Raw genomic sequence first — 26,357 nt, 5'->3', positions numbered from 1 at the left:
GCTCAAGTCCAGGGCACCGAGGCGAACAGCACATCCACCCGCAGCCCGCCCAGCGCCTCCGAACGGTCGAGCAGCAGCCGCGCCCCATGCCGGTCGGCGATCGTCTTGACGATCGCCAGGCCCAGGCCGCTGCCGGTGGCTTGGGCCTGGGCCTCGCCGCTGCGGTAGAAGCGGTCGAACACGCGCTCGCGCTCCTCGGCCGCGATGCCGGGGCCGCTGTCCTCGATGCGCAGCCGCACCCGCGTGCCCTCGTCGAGCAGCAGCACGTCGACCTTGCCGCCGGCCGGCGTGTACTTGACCGCGTTGTCCAGCAGGTTGCGCAGCAGCACGGCCAGGGCCTCGGGCTGGCCCTGGATCTGCGCGGCATCGGCGCGCAAGAGGCCCAGATCGATGTTTCTGGCCTGGGACGCCGGCACCTGTTCGCCCAGCACCCGCCGCAGCAGGGGCTCCAGCGCGACGGGCTGGCGGGCGCCGCCCGGCGTCTCCTGCCGCGCCAGCAGCAGCAGCTGCTCGACCAGATGGCTGGCCCGCTCCACGCCGGCCACCAGGCGGGCCTGGGCCTGGGCCCGGCCGGCCGCGTCGCCGGCGCGCTGCAGGCCCTCGATCTGCAGCTTCAGCGCGGTCAGCGGCGAGCGCAGCTCGTGCGCAGCGTCGGCGACGAAATGCTGCTGCAGCTCGAAGGCTTGGCGCACCCGCCCGAGCAGCGAGTTCAGCTCGCGCACCATCGGCCGAATCTCGACCGGCAGACCTTCTTCGCCCACCGCCGACAGATCCTCGGCCTCGCGCGTCGCCAGCTGGCGCCGCACCCGCTCCACCGGCGCCAGCGAGCGGCTGACCACCCAGCCGACCACGAACATCAGGATCGGCAGCACGATCGCGATCGGCGTGATGGTGCGCCAGGCCAGGCGGCCCGCCAGGCGCGAACGCACCGCCAGCTCCTGCGCCACCTGCACCACCTGGCCGCCGGTCTGCATCGACAGCACGCGGTACTGCTTGCCGTCCTCGCCGCGCACATTGGCAAAACCCAGCACCGCACGCTGCGGCAGGCGCGCGCGCGGCTGGGCGAAGAGCTGCAGGCCGTCGACGCTCCAGCCCTGGATGATCAGCTCCAGCTCCTCGGGCATGGCCTGCGAGCGGCCCGGCGTGGCGCCGCTCATCGACAGCGCGGTCTGCTGCATCTGGTAGTCGAAGATCTCGTCGGCCTCCTGCAGCGCGGTGCGGTAGGCGCTGGAGGCCTGCAGCACGGCGGCCAGGCCCACGGCCAGCAGCAGGAACAGCATCAGCCGGTGCCGCAGCGACAGCTCGCCCAGCAGGCGCTTCATCCTCATTGCTTGGGCACCATATAGCCGAGCCCGCGCACGTTCTGGATCAGCGCCGCACCCAGCTTCTTGCGCAGGCCGTGGATATAGACCTCCACCGCGTTGCTGCTGATCTCGTCCTTCCAGCTGTAGAGCTTCTCCTCCAGCTGCTGGCGCGACAGCACCAGGCCCGGCCGCGCCAGCAGCGGCTCCAGCACCGCCCATTCGCGCGCGGTCAGCGTGACCGGCCTGCCCCCGACCATGGCCTCGTGAGTGGCGGGGTTCAGGCTCACGCCCATATGCTCATAGACCGGCTCGGCGCTGCCGCTGGCGCGGCGCAGCAGCGCGCGAATGCGGGCCAGCAGCTCGTCCAGCTCGAAGGGCTTGAGCACGTAGTCGTCGGCGCCGGCGTCCAGCCCTGCCACCCGCTGCGACAGGGCGTCGCGTGCGGTGGCGATCAGCACCGGCAGACGCTGCTTGCGCGCACGCAGGGCGTGCAGCACCGACAGGCCGTCGCGCTTGGGCAGGCCCAGGTCCAGCAGCAGCAGATCGTAGTTCTGGGCCTGCAAGGCGGTGTCGGCCAGCTCGCCGTCCCTGACCCAGTCGACCGCATAGCCTTCGGCACGCAGCAGGTCCAAGAGCTGCTCGCCGATCATCGGGTCGTCTTCGACGAGAAGGAGTCGCATGGTGATGGGATTGTCCGATGCCCCGAGGGACGCGGCTTAGGCCGGGCTTAAACCTGGTCTAAGCCCCGGCGCTGGCGTCGAAGCGCGCCGCCATCCCCTGCTCGCGAAAGGCGGCCAGCACGAAATCGACGAAGACGCGGGTGCGCGAAGGCAGGAGCTTCTTGTGAGGGTAGTACAGCGAGATCGGCCCCTGGTCCACCGACCAGCCGGGCAATAGGCGCTGCAGCGCGCCGCACTGCAGCCCCGGCCAGGCGTGCGGCGTTGGCAGCAATGCGATGCCCAGACCCTGCATGGCCGCCTGGGCCATGGCCTCCGGGTCGTCGAAGATCAGCCGCGTGCGGCACTCGACCGGGGCTTCCTCACCGGCCGCATTGCGCAAGACCCAGTTGCGCAGCCGGCCGGTCATGACGGAGCGGCGCACGATGGCGTCCAGCCCCGCCAGCTCGGCTGGATGCGCCGGCAGCGGCCGCCCGGCCATATGCTTCGCCACAAAGGCGGGCGAGGCCACCGCGATCACATGGGTGCGCGCCAGCTCGCGCGCCACCACGCCCTGCGGCAGCTCGATGCCGCCGCCGATGGCTACGTCGAAGCCGCCACCGATCAGGTCGACCTGGCGATTGTCGAAATGCCAGTCCAACACGATGGCCGGATAGCGCCGCAGGAACTCATCCAGCAGCGGCAGCAGGTACTGGCGCCCGAACGCCACGCCGACGCCCACCTTCAGTTCGCCCGCGGGCTGGCCCTCCTCGTCCTGCGCCGCGCCGGCGAAGGCGTCCAGCAGACTGGCATGCGGCCCGGCCACCTCGCGCAGAAAGCGTTCGCCGCCAACGGTCAGGGTCAGCAGCCGGGTGCTGCGCTGGAACAGCCGCAGGCCCAGGCGCAGCTCGAGCCGCGCGACGTTCTTGCTCACCGCCGCCGGCGTCAGCCCCAGGCGCCGCGCGGCGGCCGAGAAGCTGCCGGTCTCGGCGCTCTGGAGGAAGGATTCGAGCAGATTGAGCGATTCCACGCGTCCATCTTATATCGATGGTTGAGGCTGATATTCCAGATTCATAGCTACAAACATCGCAATGCACTGCCCATACTGGATTCACATTCACTCCATTTCCCGAGCACAGCATCATGAACAAGCCCCTCTCCGGCAAGGTCGCCTTCGTCACCGGCGGCGCCCGCGGCATCGGTGCCGCCATCGTCCGCCGCCTGGCCCGTGACGGCGCCGCCGTCGCCTTCACCTACCAAAACTCCGCCGCCGCGGCCGACGAGCTGGTCCAGGACATCGTGGCGGACGGTGGTCGCGCCCTGGCCTTCAAGTCCGATGCGGCCGACGCCGTGGCCTTGAGCGGCGCCATCGACGCCGCCGCGGCGCAACTGGGTGGTCGCATCGACATCCTGGTGAACAACGCCGGCGTGCTGCTGCTGGGGCCGGTGGACGCCTTCTCGCTGGAGGACTTCGACAAGACCCTGGCCGTCAATGTGCGCGCCGTCTTCGTCGCCGCCAAGGCCGCGCTGCCGCACATGGGTGCGGGCGGCCGCATCATCAATATCGGCAGCACCAATGCCGAGCGCATGCCCTTCCCCGGCGGCAGCGCCTACGCGATGAGCAAGTCGGCGCTGCAGGGCCTGGTGCAGGGCATGGCGCGCGACCTGGGCCCGAGGGGGATCACCGTCAACAACGTGCAGCCCGGCCCGACCAACACCGACATGAACCCCGAGAGCGGCGACTTCGCGGCCGGCCTGCACGGCCTGATGGCGCTGCAGCGCCATGCGCATCCGGACGAGATCGCCGGCATGGTGGCCTATGTCGCCGGCCCGGAGGCCGGTTTCGTGACCGGCGCCAGCCTGACCATCGACGGCGGTTTCAAGGCCTGAGTTCGTCCCGCACCGACGATTTGCATCCGGTGGCGTCCAAAGCGCCGCTACAATCCGCCGCGTCAGGAGAGAGTCCCCCTCGTGGGGGCCGCCGAAGGCGCAGTGGCATGGGTTGATCCCGGGCTGCGAACGCTCAGGCAAAAGGACTGGCAAGACGCTCCGACCGGAGCGTTCCTCACTGGAGAGAGGCGGACCCCGGAGTCCGCCCACCGAAGGGGCAAGCCGCTGGCCGTATTCCACAGGGAAAGGCTGGTGGCCAATCTCTCAGGTAAAGCGGACAGCGAGGGCATATTTCCCCACGACTCGGGTCGTGGGTCTGACGAATGCCCTCGGAGTTTTCCTCATGTCCGCTGCCGATTCCGCCGCCCCGCTCAAGACCACCCCCCTGCACGCGCTGCACATCGAACTCGGCGCCAAGATGGTGCCTTTCGGCGGCTACGACATGCCGGTGCAATACCCCGCCGGCGTGATGGCCGAGCACAAGCACACGCGCGCCGCGGCCGGCCTGTTCGACGTCTCCCACATGGGCCAGCTGCGCCTGGTCGGCGCGCAGGCCGCGGCGGCCCTGGAAACCCTGGTGCCGGTCGACGTGATCGACCTGGGCCTGTTCAAGCAGCGCTATGCCCTGTTCACCGACGACAAGGGCGGCATCCTGGACGACCTGATGATCTGCCGCCGCCCGGACGACCTGTTCGTCGTGGTGAACGCCGGCTGCAAGGAACAGGACATCGCCCATTTGCAGGCCAAGATCGGCAGCAGGTTTGGTGATGACTGCCGGGTGATCCCCAGCCCCGAGCAGGCGCTGCTGGCGCTGCAGGGGCCGCAGGCCGTGGACGCGCTGGCAAGGCTGAATGCCGACGTCAAGCAACTGGTCTTCATGACCGGCGGCTTCTTCGAGCTGGACGGCATCCCGAGCTTCATCACCCGTTCCGGCTACACCGGCGAGGACGGCTTCGAGATCTCGGTGCACCAGGACCAGGCCGTGGCGCTGGCGCGCAAGCTGCTGGCCCAACCCGAGGTCAAGCCGATCGGCCTGGGCGCCCGCGACTCGCTGCGCCTGGAAGCCGGCCTGTGCCTCTACGGCCATGACATCGACACCGCGACCACGCCGGTGGAAGCGTCTCTCACCTGGGCAATCCAGAAGGTGCGCCGCGCCGGCGGCGCCCGCGCCGGCGGCTATCCCGGTGCGGCCGTGATCGACCGTCAGTTCGCCGAAGGTGCCGCGAAGAAGCGCGTCGGCCTGGTCAGCAGCGAGCGCATGCCGGTGCGCGAGGGCGCCAAGCTGGTGGACGCCAGCGGTGCCGAGGTCGGCACCGTCACCAGCGGCACCCTGGGCCCCACGGTCGGCAAGCCGGTGGCCCTGGCCTATGTGAAGACCAGCCACGCCACGCTGGGCACCGAGCTGTTCGCGCTGGTGCGCGACAAGCGCACGCCGATGACGGTGTCTTCCACGCCCTTCACGCCCAACGGATACTTCCGCGGTTGATTCACCCCTCCCGCAACCCTCAAAACATCACGGAGCAGCCCATGAGCACCATCAAGTACACCGCCGACCACGAGTGGATCCAGATCGAAGGCGACGGCACCGTCACCGTGGGCATCACGGTCCACGCCCAGGACGCGCTGGGCGACGTGGTCTTTGTCGACCTGCCCGAGATCGGCAAGAGCTATGCCGCCAAGGAAGTGGCCGGCGTGGTGGAGTCGGTCAAGGCCGCCGCCGACGTCTACATGCCCGTGTCGGGCGAGATCACCGAGGTCAACGAGGAGTTGCGCAACGACCCCTCGCTGGCCAACAGCGATCCGCTGAAGAGCGGCTGGTTCTTCAAGGTCAAGCTGGCCAACGGCGCGGAACTGGACGGCCTGATGGACGGCACGGCCTACGACGAGCTGGTCAAGAACAGCTGATCGTCCGGAAGCCATCGTCGTAAGAGAAAGAAGAAAGGCGGGCACTCCGGTGCCCGCTGTTGTATCGCAAGGATTGTTTGCCATGTTGATGTCTGCGCTGAAGCCCCTGGGCGAGCTCGAGAACGCCGCCGAATTCCAAGCCCGCCACATCGGCCCCGATGCCGCCGACGAGGCCGGCATGCTGTCGGTGATCGGCCAGGCCTCGCGCCGCGCGCTGATCGAGGCCATCGTGCCCGCCAGCATCAAGCGCTCGCAAGGCATGGCCCTGCCCGCCGCCGCCACCGAAGCCCAGGCCCTGGCCGAGCTGAAGGCGCTGGCCCGGCAGAACAAGGTGCTGAGCAGTCATATCGGCCAGGGCTACTACGACACCCTGACCCCGGGCGTAATCCTGCGCAACATCCTCGAGAACCCCGCCTGGTACACGGCCTACACGCCCTACCAGGCCGAGATCTCGCAAGGCCGCATGGAGGCCCTGGTCAACTTCCAGACCATGGTGACCGACCTGACCGGCATGGCGATCGCCAACAGCTCGATGCTGGACGAGGCCACCTCGGCCGCCGAGGCCATGACCCTGGCCGCCCGCGTGGGCAAGAGCAAGAGCCAGATCTTCTTCGTCGCCGACGACGTGCTGCCGCAGACCCTGGAAGTGGTGCGCACCCGCGCCGAACCGCTGGGCTTCACGGTGCAGGTCGGCAAGGCCGAGGACGCGGGCAAGAGCGAGTGCTTCGCGGCGCTGCTGCAGTACCCCGGCGTCAACGGCGAGATCCGGCCGCTGCAGCCCATCGCCGATGCCCTGCACGCCCAGGGCGCGCTGCTGATCGCCGCCGCCGACCTGCTGGCGCTGACCCTGCTGAAGGCGCCCGGCGAGCAAGGCGCCGACATCGCGGTGGGCACGACCCAGCGCTTCGGCATGCCCATGTGCAACGGCGGCCCGCATGCCGCCTACATGGCCTGCAAGGACGAATTCAAGCGCAACCTGCCCGGCCGTCTGGTCGGCGTCAGCGTCGACTCGCATGGCAACCCCGCCTACCGCCTGGCCCTGCAGACCCGCGAGCAGCATATCCGCCGCGAGAAGGCCACCTCGAACATCTGCACGGCCCAGGTGCTGCCGGCGGTGGTGGCCAGCATGTACGCCGTCTATCACGGCCCGCAGGGCCTGAAGCGCATCGCTCAGCGCGTGGCCAGCTACACGGCCCTGCTGGCCGAAGGCCTGAAGACCCTGGGCTTCGCCGTCGCCAACGGCTCGGCCTTCGACACCCTGCAGGTGACGACCGGCGCCAAGACCGATGTGCTGCTGGCCGCGGCCGTAGCCGCCGGCATGAACTTCCGCCGTGCCGACACCGGCAGCGTCGGCATCTCGCTGGACGAGACCACGACGCGCGAGGCGCTGCGCGCCATCCTGGGCGTGTTCGCCGAAGGTCGCCCGGTGGCCGGTTTCGACGCCTTCGAGAAGGGCATCGCCTCGCTGATTCCGGCCGAACTGGCCCGCACCAGCGCCTACCTGAGCCATCCGGTCTTCAACACGCACCACTCGGAAACCGAGATGCTGCGCTATCTGCGCGCCCTGGCCGACAAGGATCTGGCGCTGGACCGCACGATGATCCCGCTGGGCTCCTGCACGATGAAGCTCAACGCGACCAGCGAGATGATCCCCATCACCTGGCCCGAGTTCGCCGCCGTGCACCCCTTCGCACCGCGCGACCAGCTCAAGGGCTACGAGCTGCTGGATCAGCAACTGACCAACTGGCTGTGCCAGGCCACCGGCTATGCCGGCATCAGCCTGCAGCCCAATGCCGGCTCGCAGGGCGAGTACGCCGGCCTGCTGGCCATCAAGGCCTGGCACGAGTCGCGCGGCGAAGGCCATCGCAAGATCTGCCTGATCCCAGAGTCGGCCCATGGCACCAACCCGGCCTCGGCCCAGATGGTGGGCATGCAGGTGGTCGTGACCAAGTGCGACAAGGAAGGCAATATCGACCTGGTCGACCTGAAGGCCAAGTGCGAGCAGCACAGTGCCAATCTGGCCGCCATCATGATCACCTACCCCTCCACCTATGGCGTGTTCGACACCCATGTGAAGGAGATCTGCCAACTGGTGCGCTCGCATGGCGGCCGCGTCTATGTGGACGGCGCGAACATGAACGCGCTGGTCGGCGTGGCCGCGCCGGGCGAGTTCGGCGGCGACGTCAGCCACCTGAACCTGCACAAGACCTTCTGCATCCCGCACGGCGGCGGCGGCCCGGGCGTCGGCCCGGTCTGCGTGGTGGCCGATCTGGTGCCCTTCCTACCGACGCACCGTGCGGCCGGCTATCGGTCCGAAACGGCCATCGGCGCCGTCTCGGCGGCTCCGCTGGGCAACGCGGCCGTGCTGCCGATTTCCTGGATGTATGTGCGCATGATGGGCGCGGACGGCCTGACCGCGGCCACCGAGACCGCCATCCTGTCGGCCAATTACGTGGCCGCCCGCTTGGTCGATCACTACGACATCCACTTCAGCGGCAATATCGACGGCGTCAAGGGCGGCGGCGTGGCCCACGAGTGCATCCTGGACCTGCGTCCGCTGAAGGAGACCTCGGGCGTGTCCGCCGAGGACGTGGCCAAGCGCCTGATCGACTACGGCTTCCATGCGCCCACGCTGAGCTTCCCGGTCGCGGGCACCCTGATGGTGGAGCCCACCGAATCGGAGTCGAAGTTCGAGCTGGACCGCTTCTGCGACGCGATGCTGGCCATCCGCGCCGAGATCGCCAAGATCGAGGCAGGGACTTGGACCCGGGAGGACAATCCGCTGGTGAATGCGCCGCACACGGCCGAGAGCCTGCTGAAGGCGGAATGGCCTCACGGCTACAGCCGCGAGGACGCCGCCTACCCGGTGGCCACCTTGCGCAAGCAGAAGTACTGGGTGCCGGTGGGCCGCGTCGACAACGTCTACGGCGACCGCAACCTGTTCTGCTCCTGCCTGCCACTGTCCGCGTACGAAGCCTAAGACCTCGAATCAGGGCTGAACCCAGGGAGCCACGATGGCCGTTTCCGTTTTCGACCTCTTCAAGATCGGCATCGGCCCATCGAGCTCCCACACCGTGGGGCCGATGCGCGCGGCACGGCTGTTCGGCCTGCGGCTCAAGCATGAGCAGCTGCTCGAACGCACGGCACGCGTGCAGATCGTGCTCTACGGCAGCCTGGGCGCCACCGGCAAGGGCCATGGCAGCGACAAGGCCGTGCTGCTGGGCCTGGCCGGCCACGAGCCCGACACGGTGGACGTGGAAGCGATTCCCGAGCTGCTGGCCGCCATCCGCGGTGGCGAGCTGCGGCTGATCGGCGAGCATCGGATCGGCTTCGACGAGGCCAAGGACCTGGTCTTCAAGCGGCGCGAGTCCCTGCCCTTCCATGCCAACGGCATGCGCTGCCTGGCCTTCGATGCCGAAGGCGCAGAAATCGCCAACCGGATCTACTACTCGGTGGGCGGCGGCTTCGTCGTCAGCGACGAGGTGGCAGCCGACGGCTCGAAGCAGAAGGTGATCGCGCCCGACGCCACGGTCCTGCCCTATCCCTTCAAGACCGGCGACGAGTTGCTGGCGCTGACGCAGCAGCATGGCATCTCGATCGCGGAAGTCATGCGCCGCAACGAGCGCCATTGGCGCTCGGACGAGGACACCCGCGCCGGCCTGCTGAAGATCTGGCAGGTGATGCAGGACTGCGTGACGCGCGGCTGCCGCACCGAGGGCATCCTGCCCGGCGGCTTCAAGGTCAAGCGCCGCGCCGCCCAGCTGCACCGCGACCTGACCGCCAACCCGGAGGCCGCGCTGCGCGACCCGCTGCAGGTGATGGACTGGGTCAACCTCTATGCGCTGGCCGTCAACGAGGAAAACGCCGCCGGCGGCCGCGTCGTCACCGCGCCGACCAACGGCGCGGCCGGCATCGTGCCCGCGGTGCTGCACTACTACTCGCGCTTCGTGCACCATGCCAACGACGAGGGCGTCGTCGACTTCCTGCTGACGGCCGCCGCGATCGGCATCCTCTACAAGGAAAACGCCTCGATTTCCGGCGCCGAGGTCGGCTGCCAGGGCGAGGTGGGCGTGGCCTGCTCGATGGCGGCCGCCGCGCTGTGCCAGGTGATGGGCGGCACGCCCGAGCAGGTGGAGAACGCCGCCGAGATCGGCATGGAGCACCACCTGGGCCTGACCTGTGACCCGGTCGGCGGCCTGGTGCAGATCCCCTGCATCGAGCGCAACGCGATCGCCTCGGTCAAGGCGATCAATGCCGCGCGCATGGCGCTGCGCGGCGACGGCACGCATTTCGTCAGCCTGGATAAGGTCATCAAGACCATGCGCGACACCGGCGCGGACATGATGACCAAGTACAAGGAAACGGCACGCGGCGGTCTGGCCGTGAATATCGTCGAATGCTAGCTAGAGCGGATGGTGCTCGGACTTCAGGTACCAGGCATCGATGCGCTCGCCGTTCCAGCGCAGGCTCACATGCTCGGCCTGGCGGGCCGGGGGCACGGTGGCGCGCGGTGTGAACAGCGCCACGCATTGCCCGCCCGGATGGCGCACGCTGTCATAGGCGATGCCCGCCTCGCCCGCCTCGCGCAGCCTCAGGCCATAGGCCTGGGACGCAGCATAGCTGTCCGGATCGTGCAGCGCCCCGCCCAGGCCGCGCAGATCACTGAGCCGGGCCTGCACCTTCACGCGATAGCAGCGCAGATCGATATCGAGGGCCGGCTCGGCCGTCCGAGCCAGGAAGCGGGCACGGTGATGGCCGACCTCGGCCACCGCCGTCTCCAGCCTGGCGGCGGCGTAGTAGACGCCATAGCTGCCGTCGCTGAAGCGCGAGCCCTCGGGGTTCAGGTGGGTGAAGGCGGCCATGATGGGGCTGCTGCCCGGGCCGCTGATGCGCTGCTCGGGCGGCACCAGGCGCAGCTGGCCGACCTCGTCGCGCAGGCGCGGGTTGCCCAGCGACTCGATCGCGAACACCACGTCCAGATCGGCCGGGTCGGCCACCGCATCGAACAGCGAGACCGGCGGGAAACGGCTCGGTATCAGGCGGCAGCTGTCGGGCCAGGCCAGCTCGGTCTGTCGCTCCGCCATCAGGCCCAGCCGCCGCGCTGCGCGTCCAGGTACTGGCGCACAACATAGAGGTCGGCCACCTGGCCGCCCAGCAGGCGCTGCAGGGCCGAGCCGCCGCCGAACAGCGGCGCACTATTGGGCTTCCTGATCCAGGCATTGGCGCGTTCGGGAATCGGCAGCAGGATCTGCAGCGCGGCATAGATGCCGAACAGGTGCGACAGCCGCTCCAAGGTCGCAGCGTCCAGTCCGCGCTTCACGCGCCCGGCCTTCCAGTCGAAGAAGGTCGTGCGGCCGCAGCCCAGCAGGCGCTGCTGCTCCTCGTTGGAGAGTTCCCAGGCCTTGGCAATATTGAAGAAGGTGCGCAGCGCAGCGGCGGCGGCCGCCGGCGACTCGAGATCGGTCGCCACGCCAGCCGGCGCCGCCTCGCGGGCATGAAAGACGAGAGCCATCGGGTCCTTCCTTTCTGGACGTCCCTGATGGTTCTCAGTATAAGTTCAATTTCGTACTATATGCAAATCTCAGTACATTTAAGAACTTCGATCGCAGTCAACGGCTCAACCCAGCGACACCCGAGGATCCGGCTTTGCCGGTCCTGCGGGTGTGCCCCCTTGAGGGGGCGGCCGAAGGCCGTAGGGGGTGGTCTTACTTCTTCGCGCGGATCTTGGCGAGCTCCGCCTGCGTCTCGTTCCACAACTCCATGCCCACATTGGTGGCGATGCCGGCATTGATCTTGGTCAGCTTGTCGCGCATGCGGCCGATCTCGGCCGGACTCAGCTCGCTGACCTGCATGCCCTTGGCCTTCAGCTCGGCCAGGGCCTTGGTGGCTTCCTCGCGGGTGTCCTTGCGTTCAAAGTCGCGGCTGATCACGGCGGCCTTCTGCAGCACGGCGCGCTCGTCCTTGGACAGACCGTCCCAGAACTTCTTGCTGACGGTGACGATCCACGGCGCGTAGACATGGTTGGTCACGGTCAGGTACTTCTGCACCTCGTAGAACTTGGCCGACAGGATGGTGTTGTACGGATTCTCCTGACCGTCCACCGCCTTGGTCTCCAGCGCGGTGAACAGCTCCGAGTACGGCAGCGGCACGGCATTGGCGCCCAGGGTCTTGAAGCTGTCCAGATAGACGTTGTTCTGCATCACGCGCAGCTTGATGCCGTCCAGGTCTTCCAGCTTGGCCACCGGCTTCTTGTTGTTGGTCAGGTTGCGGAAGCCGTTCTCCCAGTAGACCAGACCGACCAGGCCCTTCTCTTCCAGCTTGGCCTTGACCTTTTCGCCCACCGGACCGTCCAGCAGCGCGTCGGCCTCCTTGGTGCTGTTGATCAGGAAGGGCGTGTCCCACAGGGCCATCTCCTTGCTGATACCCACCAGGGTGGCGGTCGAACCCACCATCATTTCCTGGGCACCGCCGATCAGGGCCTGCTGCATCTGGTTGTCCGACCCCAGCGCGGCGCCGCCGATCGCGCGCAGCTTCATCTTGCCGCCGGAGAGTTTCTCGACGTTCTCGGCCAGCACCTTGGCCGCACGCCCCTGGTTGCTGGCCTCGGCCAGACCGTAGCCGAAACGGATCAGGCGCGGCTTGATGTCCTGGGCCTGGGCCAGCGGGGCAAGACCCATCGTGGCCAGGCCGAGGGCGGCGGCCAGCAGGGTGCGACGCATTGCTTTCATGACAGTCTCCTTATGGGGTATGGGAAATCGATCAGCGCATCCACGCCACCGGCGCGGTCACGAGCTGCGGGAACACGGTGAACAGGATCAGGATCAGGGTGTAGGTGATCAGGAAGGGGTTCACGCCCTTGATCACCTGGTGCATCGACAGGCGGCCCACGCCGGCCACGACGTTGAGCACCGTGCCCACCGGCGGCGTGATCAGGCCGATCGCGCCGTTCAGCACGAACATCAGGCCGAAATAGACCGGGTCGATGCCGGCCTTGACCGCGATCGGCAGCATCACCGGCGCGAAGATCAGGATGGTCGGCGTCAGGTCCAGCGCGGTGCCGATGACGACCAGCACGATCATCATCACCGCCATCAGCAGGCGCGGCGACTCCACCAATCCGCCCAGCCAGCCGGTCAAGGTGCCCGGCAGGTCGGCCAGCGTGATCATGTAGCTGGCCACCTGGGCGCCGGCACACAAAAACATCACGATGGCGGTGGTCTTGGCGGCGCGGATCAGCACCTGCTGCAACTCGCCCATCGTCAACTCGCGGTGCACGAACAGCGCGATCACCAGCGCATAGAAAGCCGCCACGACCGCCGCCTCGGTGGGCGTGAACACGCCGCTCTTCATGCCGCCGATGATGATCACCGGCATCAGGATGGCCCAGAAGGCCTTGGCCGTGGCGCGCAGCCGCTCCTTCATGGGCAGCGGTTCGCCCGCAGGCAGTTCGATCTTGCGCAGCTGCAGCTTCCAGGCCACGATCAGGCCCGCACCCATGATCAGGCCCGGCACGATGCCCGACAGGAACAGCGCCGAGATCGAGGTGTTGGTGGTCACGCCATAGATCACGAAGGGCATCGAGGGCGGGATGATCGGCGCGATGATGCCGCCGGAGGCGATCAGGCCGGCCGAGGTGGCCATCGGATAGCCGTGGCGCTGCATCATCGGCAGCAGGATGGTGGCCAGCGCCGCGGTGTCGGCCAGGGCCGAGCCGCTCATGCTGGCCATCAGCACCGCCGCGCCGATCGCGACAAAACCCAGGCCGCCGCGGATATGGCCCACCCAGGCCTGGGACATCGTGATGATGCGCCGGCTGATGCCGCCGGCGTTCATCAGCTCGCCGGCCAGGATGAAGAAGGGCACGGCCAGCAGCGGGAAGCTGTCGACGCCGGCCACCAGGTTCTGCGCTAGCAGCTGGGTGTCCCAAAAGTCCAGGGTCCAGGCCATGCCGGCGCCGGTCAGCACCAGGGCGAAGGCCATCGGCATGCCGATGCCCATCAGCACCAGCATGCCCAGCGAGAAGACGATGAAGGCGAGTGCCTCGTTGCTCATGATGACACTCACTCCACTTCGGTTTCGTGGCCCAGATCCAGCGCCTGGCCGCGCAGCAACTGCCACAGGGCCATCGCCCCGATGGCCGTCGCACTCAGAAAGGCGGGCAGCGGCAGCAGCGCGGACGAATAGCCCAGCACCACGGACTGGCTGCCCATGCCCACCACCACCTGCTGCCAGGCGCCCCAGGCCAGCAGCGCGCAGGCCAGCACCACGGCCAAGCGGATCAGCACCGTCATGCCCCTCAGCAGCGCCGGCCGCTTGCGCAGCGGCAGCAGCAGGCTGGTGAAGGCCATGTGCTCGCCGCGCGGATAGGCGGCGGTGGCGCCGATGAAGACCATCCAGACGAACAGCAGGCGCGACAGTTCCTCGCTAGCGTTGATACCGCTGCCGAAGCCGTAGCGCAGCACCACGTTGACGAAGACGGCCACGGCCATCACGGCCAGACAGGCGGCCATCAGGTTGTCGCTGAGCCGGGCCCACCAGGGCCGGTCCCGCGTCTCGACATCATGGCTCATGCGCCCTCTCCTTCCAGCCAGGCCTGGGCCTGGCGCAATTGTTCCTGCGGCGGCAGCGCGGCCGCGACACCCAGCACTCGATCCTCGCCGATCGGCGACTCCAGCGCGGCAAACTGGCTGTCCACCAGGCTGGCCGGGAACAGATGTTCCGCCGCGCGTGCCGTCACGCGCTGCAGCGCCAGTTCGCGGCTGATCTCCAGGAAGACGAAGCGCAGGCCCGGCCGCGCGGCACGCAGGCGCTCGCGGTAGGCGCGCTTGAGCGCCGAGCAGGCCAGCACGACGCCCTGCGGGTGCTTCTGCAGCTCCCCGGCCAGCGTGTCGAGCCAGCCGGCCCGATCCTCGTCGGTCAGCGCAATGCCCGCGCGCATCTTTTCGATCGAGGCGGGCGCGTGAAAGGCATCGCCCTCGATATAGGCCCAGCCCCGGGCCTGGGCCAAGGCCTGACCCAGACTGGATTTGCCGCAACCGGCGACGCCCATGACAAGCACTGCGGTCATTGGATAGCGCTATCTTGATTCATCAAACAAAAGGCGGTGCGGCGCTTGCCGGCACCACCGACTGAGCCTTCAGGCACTCAGAGGGAGGTCCCGCATTGTGCCAAAAGCTTGGATAGCGCTATCCTAGGCGTCTCGAACCACGCACCATATCAGGGAAAACACGCACCCATGCCCAGCAGCACGCCCCAAGACCCGGCGCGACCCAAGCGCCGCCGCTCCAGCGGCCGCGTCACCCTGCACGATGTGGCGCGCGAGGCCGGCGTGAGCCCGATCACCGCCTCGCGCGCCCTGCGCGGCGAGCGCTCGGTGGCGGCGGACCTGGTGGAACGGGTGCAGGCCGCGGTGCAGAGCCTGGGCTATGTGCCCGACCCGGCCGCGCGCGCGCTGGCCTCCAGCCGCAGCTCGCAGGTGGCGGTGCTGATCCCGCTGCTGTCCAACGCCCTGTTCGTCGATCTGCTGGACGCCGTGCAGCGCAGTCTGCTGGCGGCCGGCTACCAGACCCTGATCGGCGTCACCCACTACGATCCCGCCGAAGAGGAAGCGCTGCTGCGCAGCTATCTGCTGCACCGCCCGGCCGGTCTGATCGTCACCGGCTTCGACCGCAGCGCTGCCTCCGCGGCGCTGATCCAGGCCAGCGGCGCGCCCTGCGTGCATGTGATGGAGACCCAGGGCGGCGAGGGGGTCTATAGCGTCGGCTTCTCGCAGGCCGCGGCCGGCCAGGCCATGACCGAGACCCTGCTGCAGCGCGGCCGGCGCCGCATCGCCTTTGCCGCGGCCCAGCTGGATCCGCGCACCTTGCAGCGCGCCGAGGGCTATCGCCGCGCGCTGAGCGCGGCCGGCTGCTACGACCCGACCTTGGAGTTCCTCGACCCGGCGCCCTCCTCGCTGGCGCTGGGCGGTGCACTGCTGGAGCGCGTGCTGGCCGCCCGGCCGGATGTCGACGCCATCTTCTTCAACAACGACGACCTGGCCCAGGGCGCGCTGCTGGCCGCATTGCGCCTGGGGGTCAAGGTGCCCGAACGTCTGGCCGTGGCCGGCTTCAACGACCTGACCGGCAGCGACCAGATGCTGCCGCCGCTCTCGACCGTGCGCACGCCGCGCAGCGAGATCGGCCGCGAGGCGGCCGCGATGCTGCTGAAGCTGATGCGCGGCGAGGCGGTTGCCCAGCCGCAGCGCGATCTCGGCTATCAGGTGCTGCTGCGCGGCAGCACCTGAAGCGCATTCAATCGTCGCCCGCGGGCGCCACGGCCAGCCCCTGCGAGGCGGCCTCCGCCTTCGGCTTGCGCTCCCGCACCAGATAGGAATACAGCACCGGCACGACCACCAGGGTCAGGATGGTCGAGGTGATCACGCCGCCGATGATGGCCCGGCCCATCGGCGCCTGCACCTCGCCGCCGTCGTTCAGCGCGATCGCCATCGGCAGCATGCCGAACACCATCGCCGCGGTGGTCATCATGATCGGCCGCATGCGGATCAGGCCGGCCTGCAGCAGGGCCTCGGCCACCGTGGCACCGGCCTTGCGGGCATGGTTGGCGAAGTCCACCAGCAGGATCGCGTTCTTGGTCACCAGGCCCATCAGCATCACCAGGCCGATCATCGAGAACACGTTCAAGGTGGTGTTCCACAGCAGCAGCGCCAGCATCACGCCGATCAGCGAGAGCGGCAGCGAGGCCATGATCGCAATCGGCTGCAGGAAGCTGCCGAACTGGCTGGCCAGCACGATGTAGATGAAGATCACCGCCAGGCCCATCGCGCCCAGCATGCCCTTGAAGGCGTCCTCCTGGTCCTTGGTCTGGCCGCCGACGTCGAAGCTCATGCCCGGCGGCAGCTGGGTTTCCTTGACCAGCTTCTGCACGTCGGCACCGACGTCGCCGGACGAGCGTCCCTGCACGCCGGCGAAGATGGCCTCGCGGCGCTGCAGGTTCTGGCGCCGTATCACCTCGGGGTTGAACACCGGCTCGATCGTGGCCACCTGGTCCAGCGCGATCGGCGAACCATTGGCGGCATAGACAACCGGCAGCTTGCTCATCTGCTCGATGCGCTCGCGCATCGTGCCCGGCAGGCGCAGGTTCACCTCCACCTGGGTGCCGTCCGGCGTGGTCCAGTAGGTCGCGGTCTCGCCGTTGACATAGGCGCGCAGCGAGGCGGCCACCTGGGGCGGGTTCAAGCCCAGTTCGCGGATCGCCGAATCCTTCAGCCGCACCGCGTAGGCCGGCAGCCCGGGCTTGGCCGAGATCTCGACGTCCACCGCGCCGGGGATCTTCCGCACCTTGTCGGCGAACTCCTGCGCGGTGCGGGTCAGCACCTCGGCGTCCGAGCCCAGGATGGCCACATAGATCGGCCGGTTGAAGCCCACCGACACGTCGATGCCCGGGATCTTGGCGATGGCCGCGCGGGCCGCGTCCTCGATCTGCTTCTGGCTGCGCTTGCGTTCCTTGCGATCACTCAGCGCGATGTTCAGCGCCGCCTGGTTGCGGCCGGTCGACAGGCCCTCGCCGCTGCTGCCCACCACGGTGGAGATGGTCTTGACCTCGGGGAAGGCCAGCAGGATCTCCTCGACCTGGGCCACCTTGGCGTGGCTGCGCTCCAGGCTCGAGCCCACCGGCATGCGCAGATTGATCTGGGTGAAGCCCTGGTCGGTCTCCGGCACGAACTCGCTGCCCACCAGCGGCGCCAGCAGGATCGCGACCACGAAGCTCGCGACGCCACCGGCCATCACGATGCCGCGCGGCGTGATGGTGGCCGAGCGCAGGCGGCGTTTCTGGGTCTTGTCGCGCCGGCCCGCGGCATCGAAGGGCCGCCCCCAGGACGGCAGCACCCACAGCCGGTAGCGGCGGCCCGAGAAGGCCCAGCGCAAGGTCTTCTCGTAGACGGCATGCAGCAGGTCCATCACCCGGTCGGTCGCGCGGATCAGGTGGCCGATCACCGGCAGCGTCTTGATGCGCGTGCTGGGCGGGTCCTTCCAGATCGAGGACAGCATCGGATCCAAGGTGAAACTGACGAACAGCGACACCAGCACCGCGACGGCGACCGTGATGCCGAAGGGGTAGAAGAACTTGCCGATGATGCCGCCCATGAAGGCCACCGGCACGAACACCGCGCAGATTGCGAAGGTGGTGGCCATCACCGCCAGGCCGATCTCGTTGGTGCCGTCGGCCGCCGCGGTATGGTGGTCCTTGCCCATGCCGAGATGGCGCACGATGTTCTCGCGCACCACGATCGCGTCGTCGATCAGCAGGCCGATGCACAGGCTCAGCGCCATCATCGTCATGAAGTTCAGGGTGAAGCCGAAGGCATGCACCGCGATGAAGCTGGAGATCACCGCGATCGGCAGCGTGAGGCCGGTGATGATGGTCGAGCGCCAGCTGTGCAGGAACAGGAACACGATCGCCACGGTCAAGAGCGCGCCCTCGATCAGCGTGTGCTGCAGACCCTTCAGCGAGCCCTTGACGAAGTCGCTGCTGGCGAAGATCAGGGTCAGCTCCACGTCCTTGGGCAGGCTCTTGCGCAACTCCTCGGCCGCCTCCTTCACCGCATCGCCGGTCTTGACGATATTGGCGTCCTGCTGCTTGAAGATGTTGAAGCTGACCGCCGGCTGGCCGTTGATGCGGGCCAGGCTGTCCGGCTCGCGCTCGCGCTCGACCAGCGTGCCCAGATCGCCCAGGGTCAGCGACAGATTGCCGCGCTTGGCCACCACCACGCCGGCGAACTGCTTCGGGTCCTTGACCCGGCCCTCGACGCGCAGGGTCGCGTCCTGGTAGCGGTCGGACAAGAGGCCCACCGGCTGGTCGGCATTGGCCGCGTTCAGCGCCGTGGCGATCTCGGCCGTGGTAATGCCGTAGGCGCGCAGGCGCAGCGGATCCAGGTCGATGCGCACCTCGCGCACCGTCAGGCCGCCGATGTCCACCGTCGCGACGCCCTCGACGCGCTGCAGGCGCTTGGCCACCGTCAGCTCGCCCAGCATCGACAGCTCGCGCGCCGGCCGGTTCTTGCTCATCAGCGCCAGCACGACGACCGGCTGGTTGTTCTCCTGGAAGCGCGAGACATTGGCCGGCTTCACGTCCTTCGGGAAGCGGGACTGGGCCAGCGAGAGGCGGTCGCGCAGGTCCTGCATCGCGCGGCCCATGTCGGTATCGAGGCTGAACTCGACGCTGGTCTGGGCGCGCCCCTCGAAGCTGCGCGACTGGATGCGCTTGACGCCGGCGATCGAGTTGAGCGTTTCCTCCAGCGGCTTGGCCACCTCGCGCTCCACCGCCTCGGGGCTGGCGCCGGGGTAGCGCACATCGATCCAGGCGCCCGGCATCGAGATGTCGGGCATCTGCTCGACGCCCAGCTTGGCATAGGAGAACAGGCCCAGCACGCACAGGGCCACCATCACCATGGTGGCGAACACCGGGTGCTGGATCGAGACGCGGGTCATCCACATGATGGCGCCTCCTTATTGCTGGCGGGACGGGCCGCTGGCGGCGCTGGCCACCTTGGGCGCGCGGCTGGCGACGACCGCCGCCTTGCTGCCCTCGCGCAGATTGTCGAAGCGCGCGGCCAGCACCTGGCTCTCGGGCGCCAGGCCCTGCAGCACCTCGATCCGGCCCTCGCGCGCATCGCGCCGGCCGGTGGTGACGATGCGGCGCACCAGCGCGCCCTGGTCGATGACCCACACCTGGTCCTGCCCGGCGTTGCTGCTGACCGCCGTCTGCGGCACGGTCAGGCGCTGGGTCTCGTCGGGCAGTTCGACCTTGGCCACCGCGTACTGGCCGGCGCGGTAGAGCTCCTTCGGGTTGCTCAGCTCCAAGGTCACGCCGATCGAGCGCGTGCCCGGCTCGGCGGCCGGCGCGATGCGCGCGATATGGGCCTCGACCGGCTCGTCCACGCCCTCGATGCGCACCTGCACCGGCATGCCGGGCTTGAGCCGGCTGACCTCGTGCGTGCCGACCAGGCCGGCCAGTTCCAGCCGGGCCAGGCCGACGATGGTCAGGATCTGCTGCTCCGGCGCCAGCTTCTCGCCCGGCAGGGTGTGGCGCTTGGCGACCACGCCGCTGATCGGCGAGATCAGCGCGGCCTGACGCAGGCTCACCTGGCTGGTGTCGAGCTGGGCCTGGGCCGCCCGCAGCTGGGCGCGCGCGGCCTCCAGGCTGGCACGCGAGGTTTCCAGCGCCGTCGGTGCGATGAAATTCTGCGCCGCCAGGCCCTCATTGGCCTGGTGCTGGCGCTCGGCCTGGACCAGCTGGGCGCGCGCCGATTCCACGCTGGCACCACGCTCGGCGACCCGGTAGCGCAGCTCTTCCAGATCCGCCTGCCCCAGGATCTGGCCGGCGCGCACCCGGCTGCCCTCGCCCACCGCCAGGCTCAGCAGGGTGCCGCCCGCCTTGCAGCGCACGATCACCGTGTCGGGCGCGATCAGCGGGCCGGAGAACTCGATCACGCCGGGCATGCGGCTCAGCGCAGGCTTGACCACCTCGCTGGGCACGAACTCCAGCGCGGCCTGCTGCGCCTTGTCGGCGGGCTTCTTCGGGCCCTCGCCCTTCGAGGCCCACACCGCCACGCCGGCGCCGCCGGCCAGCACCGCGGCGGCCATGCCGCCATAAAGCCATTGCTTGCGCATGGTCTCCCCCATTCGACTCATTCAGAAAGTGGCCGAAGTGTAGGGAGACAATACTTTACGAATAGTGATGCTGCGACGAAATGCAGATTGCTAGGCACGACCTGCATCGGGTCCGGACAGATCCAGCCGGTGGCTGCGCCAGCAGCACCAGGCTCCGCCCAGCGCCACCGCGCTGGCGGCCCAGAACACGCTGGCATAGCCGAAGCGCTGCGCCAGCCAGCCGCCGCCCAGACCGCCCAGCACGCCGGACAGGCCATAGCCCAGCACCGAATAGAGCGCCTGCCCGCGGCCGCGCAGGGCCCCCGGGAAGTAGCGCGAGACCAGGGCGATGCAGGCCTGGTGCTGGACCGCGAAGGTCACCGCGTGCAGGCATTGCGCCAGCAGCAGCAGCAGCAGGCTGGCACCGAAGCCGGCCGTCAGCGCGAAGCGCAGCGCGGTCAGCAGCGCCGCCGCCAGCAGCCAGCGATGCAGGGTGCCCGCCTCCAGCAGCCGGCCCTGGAAGGCGAACCACAGGATCTCCATCACCACCGACACGGCCCACAACAGGCCCACCACCTGCTTGCCATAGCCCAGCGAGTCCAGATAGAGGCTGAAGAAGGCATAGAGCGCCGCATGCGCCAGCACGGTCAGGAACACGCCGGCGAAGAACCAGCGCACCTCGGGCCGGCGCAGCACGGCCCCGATCGGCGGCGCGGCCTCGTGCGCATGCGCCGCCAGGCGCTGCGCCGGCATGCGCCAGGCGGCCAGCACCACCAGGCCCAGCAGCACCAGGGTGGTGGCGGCAAAGGCGCGCAGGCCCAGCCATTGATACCACCAGCCGGCCAGCACCACGCTGGCCAGAAAGCCCACCGAGCCCCAGACGCGCACCCGGCCGTAGCGGCGCGTGTCCATCGCGCCTCCGGCCGTGCTCAGCTGGCTCGCCACCACGGTCTCGGTCATCGGCACGATGGCCGAATTGAAGCTGAACATCAGGAACACCGCCGCCCCGAGCAGCAGCGGGTGCGGCGGCAGCAGGAAGCCGATCGCGGCGACGCAGCTGGCCAGCGAGGTCCAGCGCAGGATGGCGACGCGCCGCCCCGTGCGGTCGGCCAGCGCGCCCCAGGCATAGGGGGCGAACAGCCGGGTCCAGCTCTGCAGCGACACCAGCAGCGCGATCGTGAACACCGGCAGGCCCAACTCCTTGTACCAGAGCGGCGCGTAGGGATTGAAGCCGCCGATCGCGGCAAAGTAGGCGCAGGACAGCAGCGCACTGGCGCTTAGGACGCGCCCGCTCTCGGCCGGCTTGTCCGGCATCAGGCCTGGGCCGGGATCGCTGGCACGCCCAGGTTCACGTCGCCGCATTGCGCACGGTGGCGCAGTGCATGGTCGATCAGCACCAGGGCCAGCATGGCCTCGGCAATCGGCGTGGCGCGGATGCCGACGCAGGGGTCGTGGCGGCCGAAGGTCTCGACCTGGGTCGGGCTGCCGGCCCGGTCGATCGAGGCCTTGGCCGTGCGGATCGAGCTGGTGGGTTTGATCGCGATCGAGACGCGCAGGTCCTGGCCGGTCGAGATGCCGCCCAGCACGCCGCCGCTGTGGTTGCTGACAAAGCCAGCGGGGGTCAGCTCGTCGCCATGGTGGCTGCCGCGCTGGGCCACGACGCCGAAGCCGTCGCCGATCTCGACGCCCTTGACCGCATTGATGCCCATCATCGCGAAGGCGATGTCGGCGTCCAGCTTGTCGAACAGCGGCGCGCCCAGGCCCACCGGCACGCCGCGGGCCTCCACCAGGATGCGCGCGCCGACCGAATCGCCGGCACGGCGCAGCTCATCCATATAGGCTTCCAGCTCGGCGAGCTTGCTGCTGTTGGCGGCGAAGAAGGGGTTGGCGCCGACCTGGCTCCAGTCGTCCGTCGGGATCTCGATCTCGCCCAGCTGGGTCATGCAACCGCGGAATTCGGTGCCGTACTGCGCCTTCAGCCATTTACGCGCCACCGCGCCCGCACCCACCATCGGCGCGGTCAGGCGGGCCGAGGCGCGGCCGCCGCCGCGCGGGTCGCGCAGGCCATACTTGCGCCAGTAGGTGTAGTCGGCATGGCCGGGACGGAAGGTGTCGAGGATGTTGCCGTAATCCTTGCTGCGCTGGTCGGTGTTCTTGATCAGCAGACAGATCGGCGTGCCGGTCGTCTTGCCCTCGTAGACGCCTGACAGGATCTCCACCGTGTCGGGCTCCATGCGCTGGGTCACATGGCGGCTGGTGCCGGGGCGGCGGCGGTCCAGCTCGGGCTGGATGTCGGCCTCGGACAGTTCCATCCCGGGCGGGCAGCCGTCGATCACGCAGCCGATGGCCGGTCCGTGGCTCTCGCCGAAATTGGTGACGCGGAACAAGTCGCCGAAGGTGCTGCCTGACATGGGGATCCAAGGTTGCTGTGCCCAGGGATTCTAAAAGCAGCAGGGCGGCCCGCAGGCCGCCCCTCGATCCGATCAGGCTGGCCGTGACACATGGCCAGCCCTTCGCCGGGCGTCGGACAGTCCGCAGGGACTGTCCTCGGTCCCGACTCAGAGCTTGGGCTCGGGCTCGGGGTTCTCCTCGACCGGCCAGTCGCGGATATAGGCCTTGAGCATGCGGTTCTCGAAGTCCTGGCTGTCGACCACGGCCTTGGCCACGTCGTAGAAGGAGATCACGCCCATCAGCGTGCGGCCGTTCAGCACCGGCATGTAGCGCGCGTGGCGGCCCAGCATCATGCGGCGCACCTCGTCGATCTCGGTCTCGGGCGTGCAGGTCAGCGGATGGTCGTCCATCACGCTGCGCACCAGCGAACTGCCGACCGTACCGCCGTTCCTCACGATCGCGGCGATCACCTCGCGGAAGGTCAGCATGCCGACCAGATCGCCATGCTCCATCACGACCAGAGAGCCGATGTCGCGCTCGGCCATGGTGGTCACGGCCACGGCCAGCGGCTCGTCCGGCTGGACGGTGAACAAGGTGCCGCCTTTGACGCGAAGAATGTCGACGACTTTCATGTGGGGTGCCTCCTGCAAAAACCTGTGGCCAACATAGCACACAATCCCTGCATCAAATACCTCGGAGACACCATGTCAGGCTACGCCGATCCCGGCTTTGACACCTTGGCGCTACATGCCGGCGCCGCGCCCGACCCGGCGACAGGCGCGCGCGCGACGCCCATCCATCTGAGCACCTCCTTTGTGTTCGAGAACTCGGAGCATGCGGCCTCGCTGTTCAATATGGAGCGCGCCGGCCATGTCTATTCGCGCATCTCCAACCCGACCACCGCGGTGTTCGAGGAGCGCATGGCCGCGCTGGAGGGCGGGGTCGGCGCGATCGCCACCGCCAGCGGCCAGGCCGCGCTGCATCTGGCGATCGCCACCCTGGCCGGCGCCGGCTCGCACATCGTGGCCTCCGCCGCGCTCTACGGCGGCTCGCACAATCTGTTGCACTACACCTTGGCGCGCTTCGGTATCGCCACCACCTTCGTCAAGCCCGGCGACATCGATGCCTGGCGCGCCGCGATCCGCCCCGAAACCAAGCTGCTGTTCGGCGAGACCCTGGGCAACCCTGGCATGGATGTGCTGGACATCCCCACCGTCGCGGCCATCGCCCATGAGGCCGGCCTGCCGCTGCTGGTCGACTCCACGCTGACCACGCCCTGGCTGCAACGACCGATCGCCCAAGGTGCCGATCTGGTCTATCACTCGGCCACCAAGTTCCTGTCGGGTCATGGCACCGTGGTCGGCGGCGTGCTGATCGATGGCGGCATGTTCGACTGGCAGGCCGCGCACGACAGGCACGGCCGCTTCCCCGAGCTGTGTGAACCCTACGCCGGTTTCCACGACATGGTGTTCGCCGAAGAAAGCACGGTCGGCGCCTTCCTCTTGCGCGCGCGCCGCGAGGGCCTGCGCGACTTCGGCGCGTGCATGAGCCCGCACACCGCCTGGCTGATCCTGCAGGGCATCGAGACCCTCTCGCTGCGCATGCAGCGCCATGTGGGCAATGCGCAGCAGGTGGCCGAGTTCCTGGCCGGCCACGAGCTGGTGGCCAGGGTCGGCTATCCCGGCCTGGAGAGCCACCCCGACCACGCGCTGGCTCGGAAGCTGCTGCCGCGCGGCTGCGGTTCGGTGTTCAGCTTCGATCTGAAGGGCTCGCGCGAGCAGGGCAAGCGCTTCATCGAGAGCCTGCAGATCTTCTCCCACCTGGCCAATGTGGGCGACTGCCGCTCCCTCGTGATCCACCCGGCCACGACCACCCATTTCCGCATGGACGACCCGGCGCTGGCCCAGGCCGGCATCACGCCGGGCACCATCCGCCTGTCGATCGGCCTGGAAGATGCCGACGACCTGATCGACGACCTCAAGCGCGCGCTCAAGGCCGCCGCCAAAGCAGCATGAAGATCCTCGTCAACGACACCGAAGCCTATGCCTACAGCGGCGGCAAGACCTTCGACCCCACCCTGCCCTGCGTCGTCTTCATCCATGGTGCGCTCAACGACCACAGCGTCTGGACCCTGCTGGCGCGCTGGTTCGCCCATCACGGCCACAGCGTGCTGGCGCTGGACCTGCCGGGCCATGGCCGCAGCGCCGGCGCGCCGCTCGCCAGCATCCCGGCGCTTGGCGCCTGGATCTGGCAGTTGCTGGACGCCGCCGGCGTAGGCCGGGCCGCGCTGGTCGGCCACAGCATGGGATCCTTGATCGCGCTGGAGGCCGCGGCCCAGGCGCCGGAGCGCGCTCGCGCGCTGGCCATGGTGGCCACGGCCTACCCGATGAAGGTGTCCGAGGCCCTGCTGAGCACCGCCCGCGAGCGGCCCGAGCGCGCGATCGCGATGGTCAACAGCTTCTCCTTCGCCGGCCTGGGCGCCAAGCCCGCCTACCCCGGCCCCGGCGCCTGGCTGCAGGGCGGCGAGATCGCACTGAAACGCCGCCTGCAGGCCCAGCAGACCGGGCTCAACCTGTTCGAGCACGACTTCAAGCTCTGCGACGGCTACGAGCAAGGGCTGGAGGCCGCGGCCCGGGTGCGCTGCCCCACGCACCTGGTGCTGGGCGAGCGCGACCAGATGACCTCGCCCAAGCAGACCGCGGCCCTGGTCGAGGCCATGGCGAGCCGGCCCCAGGTGCATCGCCTGCCGGCCGGCCATTCGCTGATGGCCGAGCTGCCGGATGCGATGCTGAAGGCCCTGCGCCAGGCACTCGGCGCCTGACGCGACTACCAGCGGCAGCCCTTGCCGCTGGCCGCGCCCAGCAGCAGCGGCGCGGCCGCCACCAGGCCCTTGTCGCTATGGGCATCGCGGCAATCCTTGCGCGCGGCATTCTCGATGCCCTCGCCCAGCTTGGACTTGCGCTCCGGCGGATGCGGCATCAGTTGCAGCACGCCGCGCGACTCCCGGCCGGCGATCTCGCCGCCGCGCGGCAGGCTCAGGTTCAGCTTGGGCGGCACGGCGCTGGCGGGCGTCGAGGGCGGCGTGGCCACGTCGTGCCCCAGCCTTGAACCGGCATCCGGCGCGCCGACGCTCACCGGCGGCGCCGGTAAAGCCGGCAGCGTCGAGGGCAGCAGCGACGGCGACGGCTCGAAGCGCGGCGCCAGCGGCCGCAGCGCTTCCTGCTGCGCGGCCGGCAGGCGCTCGACCGCGCGCTGCGGCGCCGCCAATTGTGCCGATTGCGCTGGACGCGGCTGCGGCAGCGACGGCGCCTCAGGCAGGGGCTCCACCGTTGCCACACCGGGTGCCGCCGGCGTCAGCTCCGGCGCGGCCGGCGCGGCGCCGCGTTCGATGACGGTCGGCGCCGGCAGGGTCGCGCTGACCTGCGGCGGCAGCGCCGGCAGGGCCTGGGTCAAGTCCTCGGCCGGAGCCAGAACGGGCGGCACAGGCAGCGCAGCGGCCCGCTCCAGCGGCGCCGGCGGGACCTCGCGCAGCCGCGGTGCGCGCGGGGCGGCCGGCAGGGCCT

Annotated in this window: 22 protein-coding genes, 1 pseudogene and 2 riboswitches; of the genes and pseudogenes, 8 read left to right on the top strand and 15 right to left on the bottom strand. The window is 69.1% G+C overall.

Going from position 1 to position 26,357, the window contains the following annotated elements; genetic code table 11:
• Positions 1–2: 2 nt before the first annotated feature.
• Genes AC07OQ_RS00115 through AC07OQ_RS00105 form a run of 3 tightly spaced genes read right to left on the bottom strand, consistent with a single transcriptional unit; the run spans position 3 to position 2,990 of the window.
• A complete protein-coding gene (locus AC07OQ_RS00115) occupies positions 3–1,322 on the bottom strand; it encodes an ATP-binding protein (RefSeq protein ID WP_495051369.1) in 1,320 nt (439 codons plus the stop codon).
• Between the two features lie 2 nt (positions 1,323–1,324).
• On the bottom strand, positions 1,325–1,984 hold the full coding sequence (locus AC07OQ_RS00110; RefSeq protein WP_495051043.1) for a response regulator: 660 nt from the start codon (positions 1,982–1,984) through the stop codon (positions 1,325–1,327).
• Between the two features lie 58 nt (positions 1,985–2,042).
• Positions 2,043–2,990 (bottom strand): LysR family transcriptional regulator, encoded by a 948-nt coding sequence (locus AC07OQ_RS00105; protein WP_495051042.1) that lies wholly within the window; start codon positions 2,988–2,990, stop codon positions 2,043–2,045.
• A gap of 113 nt (positions 2,991–3,103) precedes the next feature.
• Here AC07OQ_RS00105 and AC07OQ_RS00100 point away from each other — a divergent pair, with 113 nt between their 5' ends.
• The 5 genes from AC07OQ_RS00100 (at position 3,104) to AC07OQ_RS00080 (ending at position 10,158) form a co-directional block, all read left to right on the top strand.
• A complete protein-coding gene (locus AC07OQ_RS00100; protein ID WP_495051041.1) occupies positions 3,104–3,850 on the top strand; it encodes an SDR family oxidoreductase in 747 nt (248 codons plus the stop codon).
• A 53-nt stretch (positions 3,851–3,903) separates the two neighbouring features.
• Positions 3,904–4,009, top strand: a riboswitch (glycine riboswitch).
• Between the two features lie 9 nt (positions 4,010–4,018).
• A riboswitch (glycine riboswitch) is annotated at positions 4,019–4,141 on the top strand.
• Positions 4,142–4,193: 52 nt separating this feature from the next.
• Positions 4,194–5,336: a glycine cleavage system aminomethyltransferase GcvT gene (gene gcvT / locus AC07OQ_RS00095; RefSeq protein ID WP_495051040.1), complete on the top strand. Its 1,143-nt coding sequence runs from the start codon at positions 4,194–4,196 to the stop codon at positions 5,334–5,336.
• Positions 5,337–5,377: 41 nt separating this feature from the next.
• Positions 5,378–5,755 (top strand): glycine cleavage system protein GcvH, encoded by a 378-nt coding sequence (gene gcvH / locus AC07OQ_RS00090; RefSeq protein ID WP_495051039.1) that lies wholly within the window; start codon positions 5,378–5,380, stop codon positions 5,753–5,755.
• Between the two features lie 82 nt (positions 5,756–5,837).
• Complete coding sequence (gene gcvP, locus AC07OQ_RS00085; protein WP_495051038.1) at positions 5,838–8,735, top strand: aminomethyl-transferring glycine dehydrogenase; 2,898 nt, start codon at positions 5,838–5,840, stop codon at positions 8,733–8,735.
• Positions 8,736–8,769: 34 nt separating this feature from the next.
• Positions 8,770–10,158, top strand: coding sequence for an L-serine ammonia-lyase (locus AC07OQ_RS00080; protein WP_495051037.1), 1,389 nt, complete (start codon positions 8,770–8,772; stop codon positions 10,156–10,158).
• Here AC07OQ_RS00080 and AC07OQ_RS00075 read toward each other — a convergent pair whose 3' ends face one another.
• From AC07OQ_RS00075 to AC07OQ_RS00050, 6 genes are all read right to left on the bottom strand, one after another.
• Positions 10,159–10,848: an RES family NAD+ phosphorylase gene (locus AC07OQ_RS00075; RefSeq protein ID WP_495051368.1), complete on the bottom strand. Its 690-nt coding sequence runs from the start codon at positions 10,846–10,848 to the stop codon at positions 10,159–10,161.
• Entirely contained in the window at positions 10,839–11,267 is a 429-nt protein-coding gene (locus tag AC07OQ_RS00070; protein WP_495051036.1) for an MbcA/ParS/Xre antitoxin family protein, read from the bottom strand. Before AC07OQ_RS00070 ends, AC07OQ_RS00075 begins: the two co-directional genes overlap by 10 nt.
• Positions 11,268–11,460: 193 nt before the next feature.
• Positions 11,461–12,483, bottom strand: a complete 1,023-nt coding sequence (locus AC07OQ_RS00065) for a TRAP transporter substrate-binding protein (protein WP_495051035.1) — start codon at positions 12,481–12,483, stop codon at positions 11,461–11,463.
• Positions 12,484–12,514: 31 nt separating this feature from the next.
• Entirely contained in the window at positions 12,515–13,807 is a 1,293-nt protein-coding gene (locus AC07OQ_RS00060) for a TRAP transporter large permease (RefSeq protein ID WP_495051034.1), read from the bottom strand.
• Between the two features lie 8 nt (positions 13,808–13,815).
• Complete coding sequence (locus AC07OQ_RS00055; RefSeq protein WP_495051033.1) at positions 13,816–14,325, bottom strand: TRAP transporter small permease; 510 nt, start codon at positions 14,323–14,325, stop codon at positions 13,816–13,818.
• Positions 14,322–14,822: a gluconokinase gene (locus tag AC07OQ_RS00050; protein ID WP_495051032.1), complete on the bottom strand. Its 501-nt coding sequence runs from the start codon at positions 14,820–14,822 to the stop codon at positions 14,322–14,324. Before AC07OQ_RS00050 ends, AC07OQ_RS00055 begins: the two co-directional genes overlap by 4 nt.
• A gap of 168 nt (positions 14,823–14,990) precedes the next feature.
• On the opposite strand from AC07OQ_RS00050, the gene gntR reads away from it, so the two are divergent.
• The gene (gntR, locus tag AC07OQ_RS00045) at positions 14,991–16,037 is read left to right on the top strand and encodes an HTH-type transcriptional regulator GntR (RefSeq protein WP_495051031.1); all 1,047 of its coding nucleotides are present in this window, start codon (positions 14,991–14,993) and stop codon (positions 16,035–16,037) included.
• Positions 16,038–16,044: 7 nt separating this feature from the next.
• On the opposite strand, the gene AC07OQ_RS00040 is transcribed toward gntR, so the two are convergent.
• From AC07OQ_RS00040 to AC07OQ_RS00020, 5 genes are all read right to left on the bottom strand, one after another.
• Positions 16,045–19,248, bottom strand: coding sequence for an efflux RND transporter permease subunit (locus AC07OQ_RS00040; RefSeq protein WP_495051030.1), 3,204 nt, complete (start codon positions 19,246–19,248; stop codon positions 16,045–16,047).
• Positions 19,249–19,260: 12 nt separating this feature from the next.
• On the bottom strand, positions 19,261–20,424 hold the full coding sequence (locus AC07OQ_RS00035) for an efflux RND transporter periplasmic adaptor subunit (protein ID WP_495051029.1): 1,164 nt from the start codon (positions 20,422–20,424) through the stop codon (positions 19,261–19,263).
• A 90-nt stretch (positions 20,425–20,514) separates the two neighbouring features.
• Positions 20,515–21,717, bottom strand: a complete 1,203-nt coding sequence (locus AC07OQ_RS00030; RefSeq protein WP_495051028.1) for an MFS transporter — start codon at positions 21,715–21,717, stop codon at positions 20,515–20,517.
• On the bottom strand, positions 21,717–22,814 hold the full coding sequence (gene aroC, locus AC07OQ_RS00025) for a chorismate synthase (RefSeq protein WP_495051027.1): 1,098 nt from the start codon (positions 22,812–22,814) through the stop codon (positions 21,717–21,719). The genes AC07OQ_RS00030 and aroC overlap by 1 nt, the downstream gene beginning before the upstream one ends.
• A gap of 147 nt (positions 22,815–22,961) precedes the next feature.
• Entirely contained in the window at positions 22,962–23,426 is a 465-nt protein-coding gene (locus tag AC07OQ_RS00020; protein ID WP_495051026.1) for a CBS domain-containing protein, read from the bottom strand.
• A 72-nt stretch (positions 23,427–23,498) separates the two neighbouring features.
• Between AC07OQ_RS00020 and AC07OQ_RS00015 the strand changes: the two genes are divergently transcribed.
• Positions 23,499–24,809: an O-acetylhomoserine aminocarboxypropyltransferase gene (locus AC07OQ_RS00015; RefSeq protein ID WP_495051025.1), complete on the top strand. Its 1,311-nt coding sequence runs from the start codon at positions 23,499–23,501 to the stop codon at positions 24,807–24,809.
• Complete coding sequence (locus tag AC07OQ_RS00010; RefSeq protein WP_495051024.1) at positions 24,806–25,615, top strand: alpha/beta fold hydrolase; 810 nt, start codon at positions 24,806–24,808, stop codon at positions 25,613–25,615. The genes AC07OQ_RS00015 and AC07OQ_RS00010 overlap by 4 nt, the downstream gene beginning before the upstream one ends.
• A 5-nt stretch (positions 25,616–25,620) precedes the next feature.
• Here the strand turns inward: AC07OQ_RS00010 and AC07OQ_RS00005 are convergent.
• Positions 25,621–26,357: pseudogene (locus AC07OQ_RS00005) on the bottom strand (hypothetical protein); the annotation flags it as partial.

The sequence above is a fragment of the Roseateles sp. GW821-FHT09B06 genome, from assembly GCF_059418245.1.
Note: the sequence above shows the minus strand (reverse complement) of the source record. Positions and strands in the feature narration are given on the sequence as shown.

Bases quoted from the DNA above. Each gene is read 5' to 3' on its own strand.
- AC07OQ_RS00050 (WP_495051032.1), bottom strand. From the start codon at position 14,822: ATGACCGCAGTGCTTGTCATGGGCGTCGCCGGTTGCGGCAAATCCAGT.
- gcvT (WP_495051040.1), top strand. From the start codon at position 4,194: ATGTCCGCTGCCGATTCCGCCGCCCCGCTCAAGACCACCCCCCTGCAC.
- gntR (WP_495051031.1), top strand. From the start codon at position 14,991: ATGCCCAGCAGCACGCCCCAAGACCCGGCGCGACCCAAGCGCCGCCGC.
- AC07OQ_RS00055 (WP_495051033.1), bottom strand. From the start codon at position 14,325: ATGAGCCATGATGTCGAGACGCGGGACCGGCCCTGGTGGGCCCGGCTC.
- AC07OQ_RS00015 (WP_495051025.1), top strand. From the start codon at position 23,499: ATGTCAGGCTACGCCGATCCCGGCTTTGACACCTTGGCGCTACATGCC.
- AC07OQ_RS00100 (WP_495051041.1), top strand. From the start codon at position 3,104: ATGAACAAGCCCCTCTCCGGCAAGGTCGCCTTCGTCACCGGCGGCGCC.
- AC07OQ_RS00065 (WP_495051035.1), bottom strand. From the start codon at position 12,483: ATGAAAGCAATGCGTCGCACCCTGCTGGCCGCCGCCCTCGGCCTGGCC.
- AC07OQ_RS00010 (WP_495051024.1), top strand. From the start codon at position 24,806: ATGAAGATCCTCGTCAACGACACCGAAGCCTATGCCTACAGCGGCGGC.
- AC07OQ_RS00035 (WP_495051029.1), bottom strand. From the start codon at position 20,424: ATGCGCAAGCAATGGCTTTATGGCGGCATGGCCGCCGCGGTGCTGGCC.
- AC07OQ_RS00030 (WP_495051028.1), bottom strand. From the start codon at position 21,717: ATGCCGGACAAGCCGGCCGAGAGCGGGCGCGTCCTAAGCGCCAGTGCG.
- AC07OQ_RS00020 (WP_495051026.1), bottom strand. From the start codon at position 23,426: ATGAAAGTCGTCGACATTCTTCGCGTCAAAGGCGGCACCTTGTTCACC.
- gcvH (WP_495051039.1), top strand. From the start codon at position 5,378: ATGAGCACCATCAAGTACACCGCCGACCACGAGTGGATCCAGATCGAA.
- AC07OQ_RS00060 (WP_495051034.1), bottom strand. From the start codon at position 13,807: ATGAGCAACGAGGCACTCGCCTTCATCGTCTTCTCGCTGGGCATGCTG.
- AC07OQ_RS00110 (WP_495051043.1), bottom strand. From the start codon at position 1,984: ATGCGACTCCTTCTCGTCGAAGACGACCCGATGATCGGCGAGCAGCTC.
- gcvP (WP_495051038.1), top strand. From the start codon at position 5,838: ATGTTGATGTCTGCGCTGAAGCCCCTGGGCGAGCTCGAGAACGCCGCC.
- aroC (WP_495051027.1), bottom strand. From the start codon at position 22,814: ATGTCAGGCAGCACCTTCGGCGACTTGTTCCGCGTCACCAATTTCGGC.
- AC07OQ_RS00040 (WP_495051030.1), bottom strand. From the start codon at position 19,248: ATGTGGATGACCCGCGTCTCGATCCAGCACCCGGTGTTCGCCACCATG.
- AC07OQ_RS00080 (WP_495051037.1), top strand. From the start codon at position 8,770: ATGGCCGTTTCCGTTTTCGACCTCTTCAAGATCGGCATCGGCCCATCG.
- AC07OQ_RS00115 (WP_495051369.1), bottom strand. From the start codon at position 1,322: ATGAAGCGCCTGCTGGGCGAGCTGTCGCTGCGGCACCGGCTGATGCTG.
- AC07OQ_RS00070 (WP_495051036.1), bottom strand. From the start codon at position 11,267: ATGGCTCTCGTCTTTCATGCCCGCGAGGCGGCGCCGGCTGGCGTGGCG.